The sequence below is a fragment of the Elioraea rosea genome (genome assembly GCF_007644105.1).
Taxonomy (GTDB): domain Bacteria; phylum Pseudomonadota; class Alphaproteobacteria; order Acetobacterales; family Acetobacteraceae; genus Elioraea_A; species Elioraea_A rosea.
Map to the genome: position 1 here is coordinate 1 of NZ_VFAC01000059.1, position 16,061 is coordinate 16,061.

General features: G+C 72.4%; 13 protein-coding genes. All 13 read left to right on the plus strand.

Annotated features, from left to right (window positions below; translation table 11 throughout):
* Positions 1-1,803, plus strand: a 1,803-nt coding sequence (locus FIF60_RS20230; RefSeq protein WP_144300103.1) for a peptidoglycan D,D-transpeptidase FtsI family protein, incomplete at its 5' end; no start/stop codon positions are given.
* 4 nt (positions 1,804-1,807) lie between these two features.
* Positions 1,808-3,274: a UDP-N-acetylmuramoyl-L-alanyl-D-glutamate--2,6-diaminopimelate ligase gene (locus FIF60_RS20235; protein WP_144300114.1), complete on the plus strand. Its 1,467-nt coding sequence runs from the start codon at positions 1,808-1,810 to the stop codon at positions 3,272-3,274.
* Positions 3,271-4,668, plus strand: coding sequence for a UDP-N-acetylmuramoylalanyl-D-glutamyl-2,6-diaminopimelate--D-alanyl-D-alanine ligase (locus tag FIF60_RS20240; RefSeq protein ID WP_144300104.1), 1,398 nt, complete (start codon positions 3,271-3,273; stop codon positions 4,666-4,668). The genes FIF60_RS20235 and FIF60_RS20240 overlap by 4 nt, the downstream gene beginning before the upstream one ends.
* Positions 4,669-5,760, plus strand: a complete 1,092-nt coding sequence (gene mraY, locus FIF60_RS20245) for a phospho-N-acetylmuramoyl-pentapeptide-transferase (protein ID WP_144300105.1) — start codon at positions 4,669-4,671, stop codon at positions 5,758-5,760.
* The gene (murD, locus tag FIF60_RS20250) at positions 5,757-7,175 is read left to right on the plus strand and encodes a UDP-N-acetylmuramoyl-L-alanine--D-glutamate ligase (RefSeq protein WP_144300106.1); all 1,419 of its coding nucleotides are present in this window, start codon (positions 5,757-5,759) and stop codon (positions 7,173-7,175) included. Before mraY ends, murD begins: the two co-directional genes overlap by 4 nt.
* Positions 7,172-8,293, plus strand: coding sequence for an FtsW/RodA/SpoVE family cell cycle protein (locus FIF60_RS20255; protein ID WP_144300107.1), 1,122 nt, complete (start codon positions 7,172-7,174; stop codon positions 8,291-8,293). The genes murD and FIF60_RS20255 overlap by 4 nt, the downstream gene beginning before the upstream one ends.
* 8 nt (positions 8,294-8,301) lie before the next feature.
* Entirely contained in the window at positions 8,302-9,411 is a 1,110-nt protein-coding gene (gene murG, locus FIF60_RS20260; RefSeq protein ID WP_144300108.1) for an undecaprenyldiphospho-muramoylpentapeptide beta-N-acetylglucosaminyltransferase, read from the plus strand.
* A complete protein-coding gene (gene murC, locus FIF60_RS20265) occupies positions 9,408-10,850 on the plus strand; it encodes a UDP-N-acetylmuramate--L-alanine ligase (protein WP_144300109.1) in 1,443 nt (480 codons plus the stop codon). Before murG ends, murC begins: the two co-directional genes overlap by 4 nt.
* Positions 10,850-11,788, plus strand: coding sequence for a UDP-N-acetylmuramate dehydrogenase (gene murB, locus FIF60_RS20270; RefSeq protein ID WP_144300115.1), 939 nt, complete (start codon positions 10,850-10,852; stop codon positions 11,786-11,788). The genes murC and murB overlap by 1 nt, the downstream gene beginning before the upstream one ends.
* Positions 11,785-12,711 carry a D-alanine--D-alanine ligase gene (locus FIF60_RS20275; RefSeq protein WP_144300110.1) on the plus strand — a complete coding sequence of 309 codons (927 nt, stop codon included), beginning with the start codon at positions 11,785-11,787 and terminating at the stop codon, positions 12,709-12,711. The genes murB and FIF60_RS20275 overlap by 4 nt, the downstream gene beginning before the upstream one ends.
* Positions 12,699-13,559: a cell division protein FtsQ/DivIB gene (locus tag FIF60_RS20280; RefSeq protein ID WP_144300111.1), complete on the plus strand. Its 861-nt coding sequence runs from the start codon at positions 12,699-12,701 to the stop codon at positions 13,557-13,559. The genes FIF60_RS20275 and FIF60_RS20280 overlap by 13 nt, the downstream gene beginning before the upstream one ends.
* Before the next feature lie 13 nt (positions 13,560-13,572).
* Positions 13,573-14,895 (plus strand): cell division protein FtsA, encoded by a 1,323-nt coding sequence (gene ftsA, locus FIF60_RS20285; RefSeq protein WP_144300112.1) that lies wholly within the window; start codon positions 13,573-13,575, stop codon positions 14,893-14,895.
* 81 nt (positions 14,896-14,976) lie between these two features.
* The coding region (gene ftsZ / locus FIF60_RS20290) for a cell division protein FtsZ (RefSeq protein ID WP_144300113.1) at positions 14,977-16,061 on the plus strand (1,085 nt) is incomplete at its 3' end.

Sequence of the window (16,061 nt, forward strand, 5' to 3'; positions counted from 1 at the left end):
CGCGCGCTCACGCCCTGGCGCGGCGCGAAGCCGCCCGCCCCGATCGTCGCCGATGGCCGCCGCCGCGCGCAGCTCGACCGCGCCCGCGCGCGCCTGATGGTCGGCGCGGGCCTGTTCGGCATCCTCTATCTCGCCGTCGCCGCCAGGCTCGCTGACGCGACCGTCTTCACCGGCCAGGAGCCGCGCCAGTCGACCCCGCCGGTCGCCGCGATCGACCCCGAGCCGCCGGTCTCCCGCGCCTCGATCACCGACCGCAACGGCGTGATCCTCGCCGTGTCGCTTCCCACCGTCGCGCTCTACGCCAACCCCCGCCAGATCATCGACCCCGCAGAGGCGGCGAAGGCGCTCGCCGGCGTGCTTCCTGGCCTCGACGTCCCGGCGCTGACCGAGCGGCTCTCGGGCGAGCGCTCCTTCGTCTACATTCGCCGCCACCTCGCCCCGCGCGAGCAGGACGCGGTCAACCGCCTCGGCATTCCCGGCCTCTACTTCGAGAGGGCGGAGCGGCGCGTCTATCCGCAGGGGCGCGCCGCCGTGCACGTGCTCGGCGGCACGGACGTGGACGGAAACGGCATCGCCGGCGTCGAGCGGTTCTTCGACCAGCGGCTGCGCGAGGCGCCGGCCGAGCCGGTGACGCTCTCGATCGACGTGCGCGTCCAGCACGTTCTGCGCGAGGCGATCGCCGGGGCCATCGCCCGGTTCGACGCGATCGGCGGCGCGGGCGTGGTGATGGATGTCCGCTCGGGCGAGGTCATCGGCATGGTGAGCCTGCCCGACTACCTGCCGGGCGATGTCGGCACCGCGACGAACGACCAGCGCTTCAACCGCATCACCGTCGGTGTGTACGAGCCAGGAAGCACCTTCAAGCTCATCACCACCGGCATGGCGCTCGAGCTCGGCACCACGACGATCTGGGGCGGCTACGATGCCTCGCGCCCGATCCGCCAGGGGCGCTTCACCATCTCTGACTTCAAGGGCAAGAATCGCTGGCTGACGGTGCCGGAGATCTTCGCCTACTCCTCCAACATCGGCACAGCGAAGATGGCGCTCGATGTCGGCGTGCCGCGCCACCGCGCCTTCGTCGAGCGGATGGGGCTGCTGTCGCGCCCCGGCATCGAACTCGCGGAGGTCGCCGCCCCGCTCTATCCGCGCGGCAACACCTGGCGCGAGATCAACACGCTGACCATCAGCTACGGCCACGGCATCTCGATCAGCCCGCTTGCGGTGGCGACCGCGACGGCGGCGATGGTCAATGGCGGCGTCCTGCATCGCCCCACGATCCTCGCCCGCGAGCCTCAGGCGCCCGCGCGCGGCACCCGCGTGATCCGAACCGAGACCTCGGACACGCTCAGGCGGTTGATGCGCCTCGCCGTGACCGAGGGCACGGGCAAGGGCGCGGACGTTCCGGGCTACTTCGTCGGCGGCAAGACGGGTACGGCGCAGAAGGTCGGGCCGCGCGGCGGCTACCTCCTGAACGCGCGCATCTCGTCCTTCACCGGCATCTTCCCGAGCCATGACCCGCGCTACGTCGTCTACCTCATGGTGGACGAGCCGAAGGGTCGGCGCGACACGGCTGGCTACGCGACCGGCGGGTGGGTCGCCGCACCCGCGGCGCAGGAGGTGATCTCCCAGGTCGGCCCGATCCTCGGTATCCAGCCGCAGCCTGAGACGGATGCGCTGAAGGCAGCGCTCGTGATGCCGCTCCAGCCCGCGCGCCCGGCCCGTGCCACTGCGGCCGCGCCGCAGCGCGCCGCCGCGCAGTCCGTGTCGCCCGCCGGGGGCGAGCGCCGTGTCACGGCTCATTGAGCTCATGGCCGCAACCGGATCAGCAACGGGGCTGCGCGGGGGCGATGCCTCGGTGGTGATCGCCGGCATCACCGCAGACAGCCGTGCCGTACGTCCCGGTTATCTCTTCGCAGCCCTTCCCGGCGTGCGTGCCGATGGCCGCGCCTTCATCGCCGATGCGGTGGCGCGTGGCGCTGCCGCGATCCTCGCGCCGGAGGGAACCGCCTGGCCGCCCGCGGTGCCGCCGCGGCCCCTGATCGAGGATGCCGATCCGCGCCGCCGCCTCGCCCTGATCGCCGCCGCGTTCCACGGCGCGCAGCCGCGCACCATCGCCGCGATCACCGGCACGAACGGCAAGACGAGCACGGCCGATTTCCTGCGCCAGATCTGGGCTGCGCTGCACGAGGGCCGCGCCGCCTCGCTCGGCACGCTCGGCCTCGTCGCCCCCGGCCACGACGCGGGGCCGGGGCTGACCACGCCCGACCCCGTCGCGCTCGCCGCCACCCTCGCCTCGCTCGCGCGCACGGGCATCGACCATGCCGCCATCGAGGCCTCCTCGCACGGGCTCGACCAGCGCCGGCTCGATGGCGTGCATCTCTCCGCCGGCGCCTTCGCTACCTTCACGCGCGACCATCTCGACTATCACGGGACGATGGACGCCTATCTCGCGGCGAAGCTGAGGCTGTTCGACACGCTTCTGCCCGAAGGCGCGCCTGCCGTCGCGCAGACGGCTCTTCCCGCCGCGGCGCTCGCGCGGCTCGCCGAGATCTGCGCGCGGCGGCGGCTCCGTCTTCACACGGTCGGCGTCGGCGGCGTGGCGATCGGGGTCGAGGCCTCCGTTCCGCGCGCCGACGGCCAGGCCATCACGCTGACCCATGCGGGGCGCAGGCGCGAGGTTCTCCTGCCGCTCGTCGGGTTCCAGGGAACCAACGCGCTCACCGCCGCGATGCTCGCGATCGCGACGGGGGCGGAGGCAGAAGCGGTATTCGCGCTTCTGCCGGGCCTTGCCGGCGTGCGCGGGCGGATCGAGCGCGTCGCCGTGCTCGGCAACGGCGCGACGGTCTATGTCGACTACGCGCACACGCCGGATGCGATCGAGACGGTTCTCGCCGCGCTCCGCCCGCATGCGGCGGGGAGGCTCGCCATCGTCGTCGGCGCGGGCGGGGACCGGGATCCAGGCAAGCGCCCGCTGATGGGCGAGGCCGCCGCGCGGGGCGCGGACCGCGTCGTCATCACCGACGACAACCCCCGAAGCGAGGACCCCGCGCTGATCCGCGCGGCCGTGCTCGCCGGCGCCCGCGCCGTCAGCCCGGAAGCGGAGGAGATCCGCGGGCGGGAGGAAGCGATCTCCTCCGCCATCGCCACGCTGGGCGCGGGAGACGTGCTCGTGATCGCCGGCAAGGGGCATGAGCAGGGCCAGGAGATCGCCGGGCGGATCATCCCCTTCGACGACGCGACCGTCGCGCGCGCGGCGGCCGGGCGGCGCGGATGACCGGGGCACTCTGGAGCTCCGCCGAGGCAGCGGCCGCGACGGGCGGGGTCGCCTCGCACCCGTTCGCGGCGACGGGCGTGTCGATCGACACGCGGAGCCTCGCCGCGGGAGACCTCTTCGTCGCGCTGAACGACACGCGCGACGGGCATGATTTCGTCACCGATGCGTTCCGTATGGGTGCGGCGGCGGCGATGGTCTCTGCCGACCCGCCTGGCCTCGGCAGCGACCGTCCGCTTCTGCGCGTGGGCGACACGCTCGATGGCCTGCGCGGCCTCGGGCGCGCCGCGCGGGAGCGGAGCGCGGCAACGGTCATCGGCGTCACCGGCTCGGTCGGCAAGACGAGCACGAAGGAGGCGCTCGCCGCCGCCCTCGGCGCCCAGGGCCAGACGCATGCCGCCTCGGCGTCCTACAACAACCACATCGGCGTTCCGCTGACGCTCGCGCGCATGCCGCCTGCCTCGCAGTTCGCGGTGATCGAGATCGGCATGAACCACCCCGGCGAGATCGCCCCGCTCGCGCAGCTCGCGCGGCCGCATGTCGCGGTGATCACCACCGTCGAGGCAGTGCATATCGAGTTCTTCGCCGACGAGGAGGGCATCGCCGACGAGAAGGCCGCGATCATGGCCGGGCTCGAGCCTGGCGGGGCGGTGGTGCTGAACCGCGACAACCGGCATTTCGAGCGCCTCGCTGCGGCGGCGCATGCCTATGGCGTGGGTCGCGTCCTCTCCTTCGGCACCGATGAGCGGGCCGATGTGCGGCTTCGCGCCTGGTCCACCGAAGGCTGGTCGACGCGCGCGCACATCACCCTGCTCGGCCGCGAGCTCGAGCTCGTGCTCGCGACCCCCGGGGTACATGCGGCGCAGAATGCCTGCGCCGTCCTTGCCGCCGTGTTCGCCGCTGGTGCCTCGCCCGAGGCGGCGCTGCCTGCGCTCGCAGCACTTGTCCCGCCGCCGGGCCGCGGCCGCCGCAGGCCGATCGTGCTCGCGGATGGCGAGGCGCTGCTTCTCGATGACAGCTACAACGCCTCGCCGCCCTCGGTGCGCGCGGCGCTGGCGGTGCTCGCCGATGCGCCGGGGGTGCGGCGCATCGCCGTGCTCGGCGACATGCGCGAGCTCGGCGCGCGGGGCGAGGAGGAGCATCGCGGGCTCGCCGGGCCGATCCTCGCTGCGCGGATCGACCATGTCTTCTGCTGCGGCCCGCTGATGCGCCACCTCTACGATGCGCTTCCCGCCGGGCTGCGCGGCGGCTACGCACCCGACAGCGCCGCCCTTCTGCCGATCGTGCGCCTCGCCGTGCGGCCAGGAGACGTGGTGCTGGTGAAAGGCTCGCTCGGCAGCCGCATGGGCCCGCTCGCCGATGCGCTCGCGGGCGAGTCGAAGGGAGGGAAGAGCTGAATGCTGTTCCATCTCTTCACCCCTCTCGCGGACGACTTCATCCTGTTCAACCTCTTCCGCTACCTGACGTTCCGCTCCGGCGCGGCGTGCATGACGGCCCTCTTCATCGCCTTCGCCGCCGGCCCGATGGTGATCCGCCGGCTGCGCAGCCTGCAGGCGCAGGGCCAGCCGATGCGCGAGCAGTACATGACGGAGGCGCATCTTCTCGGAAAGCGCGGCACGCCGACAATGGGCGGCGTGCTCATCCTGCTCGCGCTCGCCGTCTCGACGCTTCTCTGGGCCGATCTACGCAACCTCTATGTCTGGGCGGTGCTTCTCGTCACCGGGGGATACGGGCTGCTCGGCTTCGCCGACGATTTCCTGAAGGTGACCAAGCGCAACACCCGCGGCGTGCCCGGCAAGGTGAAGCTCGCCGTGCAGGCGGGCATCGGGCTCGCAGCCGCGCTGCTGATCATGTGGGCGACGCGCCCGCCGCTGAACACCGCGCTCGCCCTGCCCGTGCTGAAGGACGCACTGATCCCGCTCGGGCTGCTCTTTCCGCTGTTCGCGATGTTCGTGATGATGGGCGCGTCGAACGCCGTGAACCTGACGGACGGTCTCGACGGCCTCGCGATCGTCCCGGTGATGATCGCCGCCGGCTGCTTCGCGCTGATCGCCTATCTCACCGGCAATGCCGTGTTCTCGAACTACCTTCAGATCAACTTCGTCCCCGGCGCGGGCGAGCTCGCCGTGCTCTGCGCCGCGCTGATCGGTGCGGGCATGGGGTTCCTCTGGTTCAACGCGCCGCCGGCGATGGTGTTCATGGGCGACACGGGAAGCCTCGCCCTCGGCGGCGCGCTCGGCTCCATCGCGGTCGCGACCAAGCACGAGATCGTGCTCGCCATTGTCGGCGGCCTGTTCGTGCTCGAGACCGTGTCGGTGATCGTGCAGGTCGCCTCGTTCAAGCTGACCGGCAAGCGGGTGTTCCGGATGGCCCCGCTGCACCACCATTTCGAGAAGAAGGGCTGGGCGGAAAGCACCATCGTCATCCGCTTCTGGATCATCGCCATGGTGCTGGCGCTGGTCGGCCTCTCGACGCTGAAGCTGCGATGAGCGCCGCGGCCGAACCCGCCCTGTTCGCCGGACGCCGCTTCGCCGTGGTCGGCCTCGGCCGCGCCGGGCTCGCCGCGGCGACCAGGCTTGCCGCCTGGGGTGCGGAGGTCAAGGCGTGGGACGACGGCGAGGCAGCGCGCGACGCCGCGCGGGCCGAGGGCGTTGCGGTCGTCGCGCTCGAGCGGCGGAACCTGGAGGGTGTGGACGCGCTGGTCCTCTCCCCCGGAATCCCGCACCGCCTGCCGAAACCCCACCCGGTCGCTGCAATGGCGCAGGAAGCGGGCGTGCCGATCCTCTCCGATGTCGAGCTTCTCTACCGGGCCGTGCGGGCGACGGGCTCCCGCGCCCGGTTCGCGGGCATCACCGGAACCAACGGCAAGAGCACCACTACTGCGCTGCTAGCCCACATCCTCCGCCGCGCCGGCCTCGCCGTCGAAGCGGGGGCGAATCTCGGCCCTCCTGCCCTTGCCCTCAAGATATTGGGGTCGGACGGGGTCTACGCCCTCGAAATGTCGTCCTACATGTTGGAGCGACTCGCGACGATCCGGTTCGATGCGGCCGCGATGCTCAACCTCAGCGCCGACCATCTCGACCGCCATGGCGACATGGCCGGCTACGCCGCTGCCAAGCGCCACATCTTCGACCGGCAGGACGGGACCTGCACGGCGGTGGTGGGCGTCGACGACGCGCCTTCGGCCGCGATGGCCGACGAGCTTGCCTCCGGCCCGGCGAGGCTGATCCGCGTCTCGGGCCTCCGCGCCGTGCCGGGGGGCATCCATGCCGCAGAGGGGCGGGTGATCGATGCGCGCGGCCCCTCGCCCATCCGGGTCGCGAGCCTCGTCGGGCACCCGACGCTGCCTGGGTCGCATAACGCCCAGAACGCCGCCGCCGCCACGGCGCTGGCTCGCTCGCTCGGCCTCGGGCCGGTGGCGATCGCCGATGGCATCTCCTGCTTCCCCGGCCTGCCACACCGCCAGCAGCCGGTCGCCGAGATCGCGGGCGTGCGCTTCATCAACGACAGCAAGGCGACGAACGCCGACGCCGCGTCCCGCGCGCTCGGCTGCTACCCGCGCCTGTTCTGGATCGCAGGAGGCAGGGCCAAAGAGGGCGGCATCGCCCCGCTCGCGCCGTATTTCCCGCGCATCGCCCAGGCCTTCCTGATCGGCGAGGCGGCCGGGGACTTCGCCGCGACCCTGTCGGCCGCAGGCGTTGCCCATACCGTCTCCGGAACGCTCGAGCGGGCAGTGGCGGACGCATTCGCCGCGGCGCGGCGCGAGGCACCGGCGGTGGTGCTTCTCTCGCCTGCCTGCGCGAGCTTCGACCAGTTCCCCAATTTCGAGGCGCGTGGCGAGGCCTTCGCCCGCCACGCCGCCGCCCTTGCCGCCCAGGCCCCTTCCTGCGGGGTCGCGTCATGACCGCGCTCGCCCGCGCCGATGGCTCCGTGCTCGGCCGCTGGTGGTGGACGGTCGACCGCCTGACGCTCACCGCGCTCGCGCTTCTCATCGCCGTCGGCATGCTGATGACGGTGGCGGCGAGCCCGGCGGTGGCAGAGCGCATCGGCCTCGATGCCTACGCCTTCGTGCGCAAGCAACTCGTCTACCTCCCCGCGGCCGCGGCCGTCATGCTCGGCGTCAGCCTGCTCGGGCCGCGCGGTGTACGGCGCCTGGCCCTCGCCGGCTTCGCGGCGGCATTCGCGCTGACGGCGGCGACGCTCGTCGTCGGCGCAGAGATCAAGGGTGCGCGGCGCTGGATCTCGCTTCCGGGCATGTCGCTGCAGCCGTCGGAGTTCCTCAAGCCCTGCTTCGCGGTGCTCGCGGCCTGGCTGTTCGCGGAGGGGCAGAGGGCGCAGCGGGCGATCGGCGCGGCGGGTGCGTGCCTGCTTCTCGCACTCGTCCTCGGCGTGCTGAAGATGCAGCCCGACATCGGCATGGCGGCGGTCGTCACCGGGGTGTTCCTCGCCCAGTGGTTCGTCGCCGGGCTGCGCATCTTCTGGGTCGGTGTGCTCGGCGGGGTCGTCGCCGGCGTTGCCGTGGCGGCCTACTCCTTCTTCCCGCACGTGCAGAGCCGCGTGCACCGGTTCCTCGACCCGAGCTCGGGCGACAACTACCAGGTGGCGACCGCGCTCGAGGCCTTCGCGCATGGCGGGCTCGTCGGCCGCGGGCCGGGCGAGGGCCGGGTGAAGAACATCCTGCCCGACGCGCATGCCGATTTCGTCTTCGCCGTCGCGGGCGAGGAGTTCGGCATGCTCGTCTGCCTCGTCATCGTCGGGCTGTTCGCCTTCGTGGTGATCCGCGGCTTCGTGCGCCTCCTCTCCGAGACCGACCCGTTCGTGATGATCGCCGGTACGGGGCTGCTCACGCAGTTCGGGCTGCAGGCCTTCATCAACATGGCCTCGTCGCTTCACCTGATCCCCACCAAGGGGATGACGCTGCCCTTCGTCTCCTATGGCGGCTCCTCGGTGTTCGCGGTGGCGCTCGGCATGGGGATGCTGCTCGCGCTCACGCGGCGCCGCCACCACGGAGAGGCGGGATGAGGGGGACGATGCTGAGACCCGTCGCGATCGCCGCCGGCGGCACGGGCGGACATCTCTTCCCCGCCGAAGCGCTCGCCGCCGCGCTTGCGGCGCGCGGACAGAGGCCGGTGCTGTTCACCGATGCGCGCACCGCCACACGCCTCGGCCCGGGCTTTGCGGGCGTCGAGACGCATGTGATCCCGGCTGAAGGGCTCGCAGGGCGCGGCCTCGCGCGGGCGCCCCGCGCGGCTCTAGCGCTCTGCCGCGGCACGCTTGCGGCGCGCGCGATCCTCTCGCGTATCGGCGCGGCTGCGGTGGTCGGCTTCGGCGGCTACCCCTCCGTGCCGCCGCTTCTCGCCGCGCGCACCCTCCACTCGCGGCCAAGGATCGTGCTCCACGAGCAGAACGCCGTGCTCGGCCGCGCCAACCGCGCGCTGAGCCACATCGCCGACCTGCTCGCGCTCTCCTTCGCGGAGACGACGCGTCTTCCCCCCTCGCTGGCCACGCTGGTGACGGGCAATCCCGTCCGCCCCGCCATCCGTGCGCTGGCCGGCGAAGGCTACTCCGCCCCCGGGCCGGAGGGGTCGTTCAACCTCGTGGTGATCGGCGGCAGCCTCGGCGCCCGCGCGCTGTCCGACGTCGTGCCGGCAGCGCTTTCGCTTCTGCCCGGGGCGCTGCGCGCGCGGCTCTCCGTCACGATGCAGGCGCGTGCGGAGGATGCGCCGCGCGTCGAGGCTGCGCTCGTGGGCGCGGGCATCGCGGCAGCCGTCGCGCCCTTCTTCTCCGACATCGCCGCGCGGCTTGCCGCCGCCCATCTCGTCATCGCCCGCGCCGGAGCCTCCACCGTGTCCGAACTCGCCTGCGCCGGCCGGCCCTCGATCCTCGTGCCGCTTCCCGGCGCGATCGACGATCACCAGGCGGCGAATGCGCGCGCGCTCGCTGATGCCGGCGGTGCGGTCGCCATCGCCCAGCATGCGCTGACGGCCGACGATCTCGCCGCGCGCATCCTCCTGTTCGCCGAGGAGCCGCGGACGCTGGCCGCCATGGCCGAGGCCGCCGCACGCCTCGGCACGCCAGGCGCTGCCGATGCGCTCGCCGACGCCGTGCTCGCGCTCGCCAGCACGGAGGTGCCGGCATGAGGGCGCTGCCTCTCTCGATCGGTACGATCCACTTCGTCGGCATCGGCGGCATCGGCATGTCGGGCATCGCCGAGGTCCTGCACAATCTCGGCTACAAGGTGCAGGGAAGCGACATCGCCGAAGGCGCGCAGGTCAGGCGTCTGCGCGAGGCGGGCATTCCCGTCACGGTCGGCCATGCCGCGGCCAATCTCGGCGACGCACAGGTCGTCGTCGTCTCCACCGCCGTCAAGCGCGACAACCCGGAGGTGGCGGCCGCACGGGCGCAGCTCATTCCCGTCGTCCGCCGGGCCGAGATGCTGGCCGAGCTCATGCGGCTTCGCTGGTCGATCGCGATCGGCGGCACGCACGGCAAGACGACGACGACGAGCCTGATCTCGGCCGTGCTCGAGGCCGCGCATCTCGACCCCACCGTGATCAACGGCGGCATCATCAACGCCTACGGAACGAATACCCGCCTCGGCGCGGGAGACTGGATGGTGGTCGAGGCGGACGAGAGCGACGGCTCGTTCCTCCGCCTTCCTGCCGTCATCGCGGTCGTGACCAACATGGACCCCGAGCATCTCGACCATTGGGGAACGGCCGAGGCGATGAAGGAGGGCTACGCCCAGTTCGTCGGCAACATCCCCTTCTACGGCTTCGCGGTGCTGTGCCTCGACCACCCCGAGGTACAGGCGATGATCCCCCGCCTCTCCGACCGCCGCATCGTCACCTACGGGTTCAGCCCGCAGGCCGATGTGCGCGCAGAGCGGCTGGTGATGGACCGTCTCGGCGCGACCTTCGAGGTCCTGGTGGGCGACCGGCATACGGGCCGCGCGCGGCGGCTCGCGCCGTTCCGCCTGCCGATGCTCGGCGCGCATAACGTCGCCAACGCGCTTGCGGCCATCGCCGTCGGCGTCGAGATGGAGATCCCCGAGGACACGATCCGGACCGCACTTCTCGGCTTCAAGGGCGTGAAGCGCCGCTTCACCCGCACGGGCGAGGCAGGCGGCATCTCGGTGATCGACGATTACGGCCACCACCCGGTGGAGATCGCCGCGGTGCTGAAGGCCGCACGCCAGGCCGGCGCGCGCGACGTGATCGCGGTAGTGCAGCCGCACCGCTACACCCGGCTCGCGACGCTCTTCGAGGAGTTCTGCACCTGCATGAACGATGCGGGCACGGTGATCGTCGCCGACGTCTACGCGGCCGGCGAGCAGCCGATCGCGGGGATCGACCGCGACGCGCTCGTCGAGGGACTGCGGGCGCGCGGGCACCGCTCGGTCGTGCCGCTGCCCGGGCCCGAGCACCTGCCGGAGATGATCCATGCCATGGCGCGGCCGGGCGACTACGTCGTGTGCCTCGGCGCCGGAACGATCACCACCTGGGCGCATGCGCTCCCGGCCGAGCTCTCGGCGCTCCAGGCCGCGATTCCGCGCCGCGCGAACGGGGCGACGACATGATGTCCGCAGCCCGCAAGACGCCGCACCTGATCGAGACCCTGCCCAAGGTGCGCGGCCGCCTCATCGCGGACGCGAAGCTCGGGCCGCTCACCTGGTTCCGCACAGGCGGCGCGGCGGAGGTGCTGTTCCGCCCGGCCGATGTGGAGGACCTCGCCGGCTTCCTCGCCGCACTCGACCCCGCCGTGCCGGTGATCGTCATCGGCGCGGGTTCGAACATGATCGTGCGCGACGGCGGCGTGCCTGGCGTCATCATCCGCCTTCCCGCAGCCTTCGCGCGCGTCGCGCTCGACGAGGGCGGGCTCGTCGCCGGTGCCGCCGCGCTCGACCTCACCGTCGCCGAGACGGCCGCCGAGGCCGGGCGCGAGGGGCTGGCCTTCCTGTCCGGCATTCCCGGAACGATCGGCGGGGCGGTGGCGATGAACGCCGGCGCCTATGGTGGCGAGACCGGCGCGGTGCTCGATTGGGCGGAGATCGTCACGCGCGAGGGCTTCTGCGCGCGGCGCGACGATCTCGGCTTCCACTACCGCCGCACCGACCTGCCCGAGGGCACCATCGTCACCGCCGCGCGGCTGCGCGCCCCGGAGGGAGACCGCGCGGCGACCGCCGAGGCGATGGCAGCGATCCGGGCCGCCCGCGAGGCGACGCAGCCCGTGCGCGCGCGCACCGGCGGAAGCACCTTCAAGAACCCGCCCGAAGGCCCACGCGCCTGGGAACTGATCGACCGGGCCGGCTGTCGTGGCCTCATGCGCGGCGCAGCGCAGGTGTCGGAGAAGCATTGCAACTTCCTGCTCAATCTCGGCGGCGCGACGGCGGCAGACATCGAGGGCCTCGGCGAAGAGGTGCGCCGCCGCGTCGCTGCCACAACGGGTGTGACGCTCGAGTGGGAGATCCGCCGCATCGGCCTGCCCCTTCCCGGACTTTCGGAGGCGCCGCGATGACGCGCGTGGCCGTGCTTTTCGGCGGGCTCTCCGCAGAGCGCGAAGTCAGCCTTTCCTCGGGGCGGCAGGTTCTCGCCGCGCTGAAGGAGGCAGGGTTCGACGTGACACCGGTGATGGTCACGCGCGACCTGAAGGCGCTCGTCACGGCGCTGACCGAGCCGCGGCCCGATGTCGTGTTCAACGCGCTGCACGGACGCTATGGCGAGGATGGCTGCGTGCAGGGCATCCTCGAATGGCTGGAGCTTCCCTACACGCATTCCGGCGTGCGCGCCTCGGCGCTCGCGATGGACAAGTCCGCCGCCAAGGCCGCCTTCGTCGCGGCCGGCCTGCCCGTGGCGAAGGGCCGCGTCGTGCCGCTCGCCGACCTCTCCGCGGATGACCCGATGCCGCTGCCCTACGTGGTCAAGCCGGTGAACGAGGGGTCCTCCGTCGGCGTGCACATCCTGCGCGGCGGCGACAACCGCCGGGCGGACATCGCGCGGTCCTGGCAATACGGGCCTGCCGCGATGGTCGAGGAGTACGTTCCGGGGCGGGAACTGACGGTCGGGGTGATGGGCGACACGCCGCTCGCCGTGACCGACATCACCGCGCTCCAGGGCGGCGGCTTCTACGACTACGAGGCCAAGTACGCCGATGGCGGCTCCCGCCACGTCATTCCGGCAGCGATCCACCCCGACACGTATGCGCGGGCGCTCGATGTCGCGCGCGCCGCGCATCAGGCGCTCGGCTGCCGCGGCGCGACGCGGGCCGACTTCCGCTACGACGACACAGCGGGCGAGCCTGGGCGCCTCGTGCTTCTCGAGGTCAATACCCAGCCCGGGCTGACGCCGACCTCGCTGCTGCCCGAGCAGGCGGCGCATCGCGGCATCGGCTTCCCCGCCCTGTGCCGCTGGATGGTGGAGCAGGCGTCATGCGGCGGCTGAAGGCACCGGCCAAGACCCGCCGGCCGGGCCGCATCCGGCTCCTGCTCAGGCGCGCGCGCAGGCATGCGCGCCCGATCGCGCTCGGCGCCATCGCCATCATCGGCTTCGGCGGCGCCGTCGCGCTCTGGCGTGCCGCGGAACCGGGCCGCGCGGTCGAGGCCTGGCAGGACGCCGCGCTCGACCTCACCGCCTCCTGGGGCCTCTCGGTGGAGGAGATCACCGTGGAAGGCCGCCGCCACGCCTCGGGCGCTGACCTTCTCGACGCGATCGGGCTCTCGCGGGGGGCACCGATCCTCGCCGTCTCGCCGACGATCCTGCGCGAGCGCGTCGAGGCGCTCGACTGGGTCGAGAGCGCGACGGTGCAGCGGCGCCTGCCGCGGCAGATCCATGTCGTCGTCACCGAGCGCACGCCGTATGCGCTGTGGCAGCGCCAGGGCCGCTTCGCACTGATCGACCGGACGGGACGGGTGATCGTCGAGAACGACGTCGCGCCCTTCGCGGAACTGCCTCTCGTCGTCGGCGCGGGTGCCGCACCGGTCGCCGCCTCGCTGCTCGACGAGATCGCGCGTTTTCCCGAGGTGAGGCTCCGCGTCACCGCGGCGATCCGCGTCGCCGAGCGGCGATGGAACCTCCGCCTCGCCTCGGGAGCGGATGTCCTGTTGCCGGAAGGGGCGGAGGTGGCGGCGATCGAGCGCCTCGCGGCGCTTCACCGCGACGCCGGTCTGCTCGACCGTGGCCTCGCCGCGATCGACATGCGCCTGCCCGACAGGCTGGTGCTCCGCCCCGTTCCGGCCCCGGAACCGCCGCCGGCGAACGGGGCGCGCACCACGGCACGGCGGCCGACATGAAGGAGACGCGGCCATGAACGAGATGTCGCGCCGCGGGCTGGCGGATGCCGGTGCCGATCAGCGTGGCCTTCCGGTCGCGCCTGCCTCGCGCGGGCGGTTCCGGCGCGGGTCGGGAACGCTCGCGGCGCTCGACATCGGCTCGACCAAGATCACCTGCCTGATCGGGCGGGTGGAAAGCGACGGGCATCTGCGCGTGCTGTCCGTCGGCCATCACCGCTCGCGGGGCATCCGTGCAGGCTCGGTCGTCGATCTCGAGCTCGCCGAGGCCTCGATCCGCGCCGCCGTGGCGCAGGCCGAGGAGCTCGCCGACACCCAGGTGCGCGAGGTCGTCGCCAACCTCTCCTGCGGCCAGCCGGAGAGCCGGCACGTCACGGTGCAGCTCCATCTCGGCGGCCACGCGGCAGACGACACCTCGCTCCGCCGCATCGTCGCCGAGGGCCGCGCGCGTGCCTATGCCGAAGGGCGCGAGGTGATCCATGCGATCCCGCTCTCCTACGCGGTGGACGGCACGGGCGGCGTGAAGGACCCGCGCGGCATGGTGTGCGAGACGCTTGCGGCGCGGCTGCACGTGGTCGACGCAACCGTCGGCACGCTGCGCAACCTCGCCTCCTGCCTCGCGCGCTGCGACCTCGACATCGAGGCGATGGTCGCCGCCCCCTTCGCCGCAGGCCTCGCCTCGCTCGTCGAGGACGAGCGCGAGCTCGGCGTCACCGTCGTCGACATGGGCGGCGGCACGACCTCGCTCGCCGTGTTCGCTGACGGCCAGCTCCAGCACACCGATGTGCTGCCGATCGGCGGCCAGCATGTGACGAACGACATCGCGCGCGGGCTATCCACCACGATTGCCCACGCGGAACGGATGAAGACGCTGCACGGCTCGACCCAGGCCGTGCCGGAGGACGACCGTGAGCTCCTTCCCGTGCCGCTCGTCGGCGAGGACGATCACGCGATCGCCAAGGTGCCGCGCTCGATGCTGGTCGGCATCATCCGCCCCCGCCTCGAGGAGACGTTCGAACTCGTGCGCGCGCGGCTCGACGATGCCGGGCTCGGCCGTGCCGCCGGCCGCCGCGTGGTGCTGACGGGCGGGGCGAGCCAGCTCATCGGCGTGCGCGACCTCGCCGCGCAGATCCTCGACAAGCAGGTGCGCAACGGTCGCCCGCCGAGCCCGCGTGGCCTGCCCGACAGCGCGTCGGGCCCCGCCTTTGCCGTTCCCGTCGGCCTGCTCGTCTGGGCCGCGACCGAGGGCCAGATCGCCCGAGACCTCGCCCCTGCCGGCCACGCCGCGCCGCCGGGGCTCGTCGCCCGAATCGCCACCTGGCTGCGCGAGAGGCTCTAAGGCCGATGCGCGCAGCCCCCCTCACGAAGAACGCCACGCCAACCGCCAGCTCAAGCGAACGCCGCTGAAGGAGACGTCCCGATGGCTATCACGCTCACCATGCCGCCCCAGGCAATGACCGACTTCCAGCCCCGCATCACCGTCGTCGGTGTCGGCGGGGGCGGCTCGAACGCGGTGAACAACATGATCGCCTCGCAGCTCGAGGGCGTGGAGTTCATCGTCGCCAACACCGATGCGCAGAGCCTGATGCACTCGCGCGCCGAGCGCCGCATCCAGCTCGGGCCCCATCTCACGCAGGGGCTCGGCGCCGGCGGGCGGCCCGACATCGGGCGCGGCGCGGCCGAGGAGGCGATGGAAGAGATCGCCTCGCACCTCGCCGGCAGCCACATGGTGTTCATCACCGCCGGCATGGGCGGCGGGACGGGCACCGGGGCCGCGCCGGTGGTCGCCCGCATCGCCCGCGAGCGCGGCATCCTCACCGTCGGCGTCGTCACCAAGCCGTTCGAGTTCGAGGGGCAGAAGCGCCGCCGCTCGGCCGAGCAGGGCATCGAGGAGCTCCAGGCCGTCGTCGACACGCTGATCGTCATCCCGAACCAGAACCTGTTCCGGCTTGCGAACGACCGGACGACCTTCGCCGAGGCCTTCAAGATGGCCGACAACGTCCTCTACATGGGCGTCCGCGGCGTGACCGACCTGATCGTCAACCCTGGCGTCGTGAACCTCGACTTCGCCGACATCCGCTCGGTAATGGCCGAGATGGGCAAGGCGATGATGGGCACGGGCGAGGCCGACGGCGACGACCGCGCGACGCGCGCGGCGGAGAGCGCGATCTCGAACCCGCTCCTCGAGGAAGCCTCGATGAAGGGGGCCAAGGCGGTGCTCATCAACATTACCGGCGGCATGGACATGACGCTGTTCGAGGTCGACGAGGCCGCAAACCGCATCCGCAAGGAGGTCGGCGAGGAGGAGGCGAACATCATCTTCGGCTCCTCGATCTCGGAGGAGATGGACGGGCGCATCCGCGTGTCTGTCGTCGCGACCGGCATGGAGGCGAACCTCGCCGCCAAGCCGCGCCCCACCCTTGTCTCCGTCAGCGGGGCCGCGCCGGTCCGGCCGGCGATGCAGCCGGGCGCCGCGGCGATGCCGCCCGCCATGGGCGCGGCGGG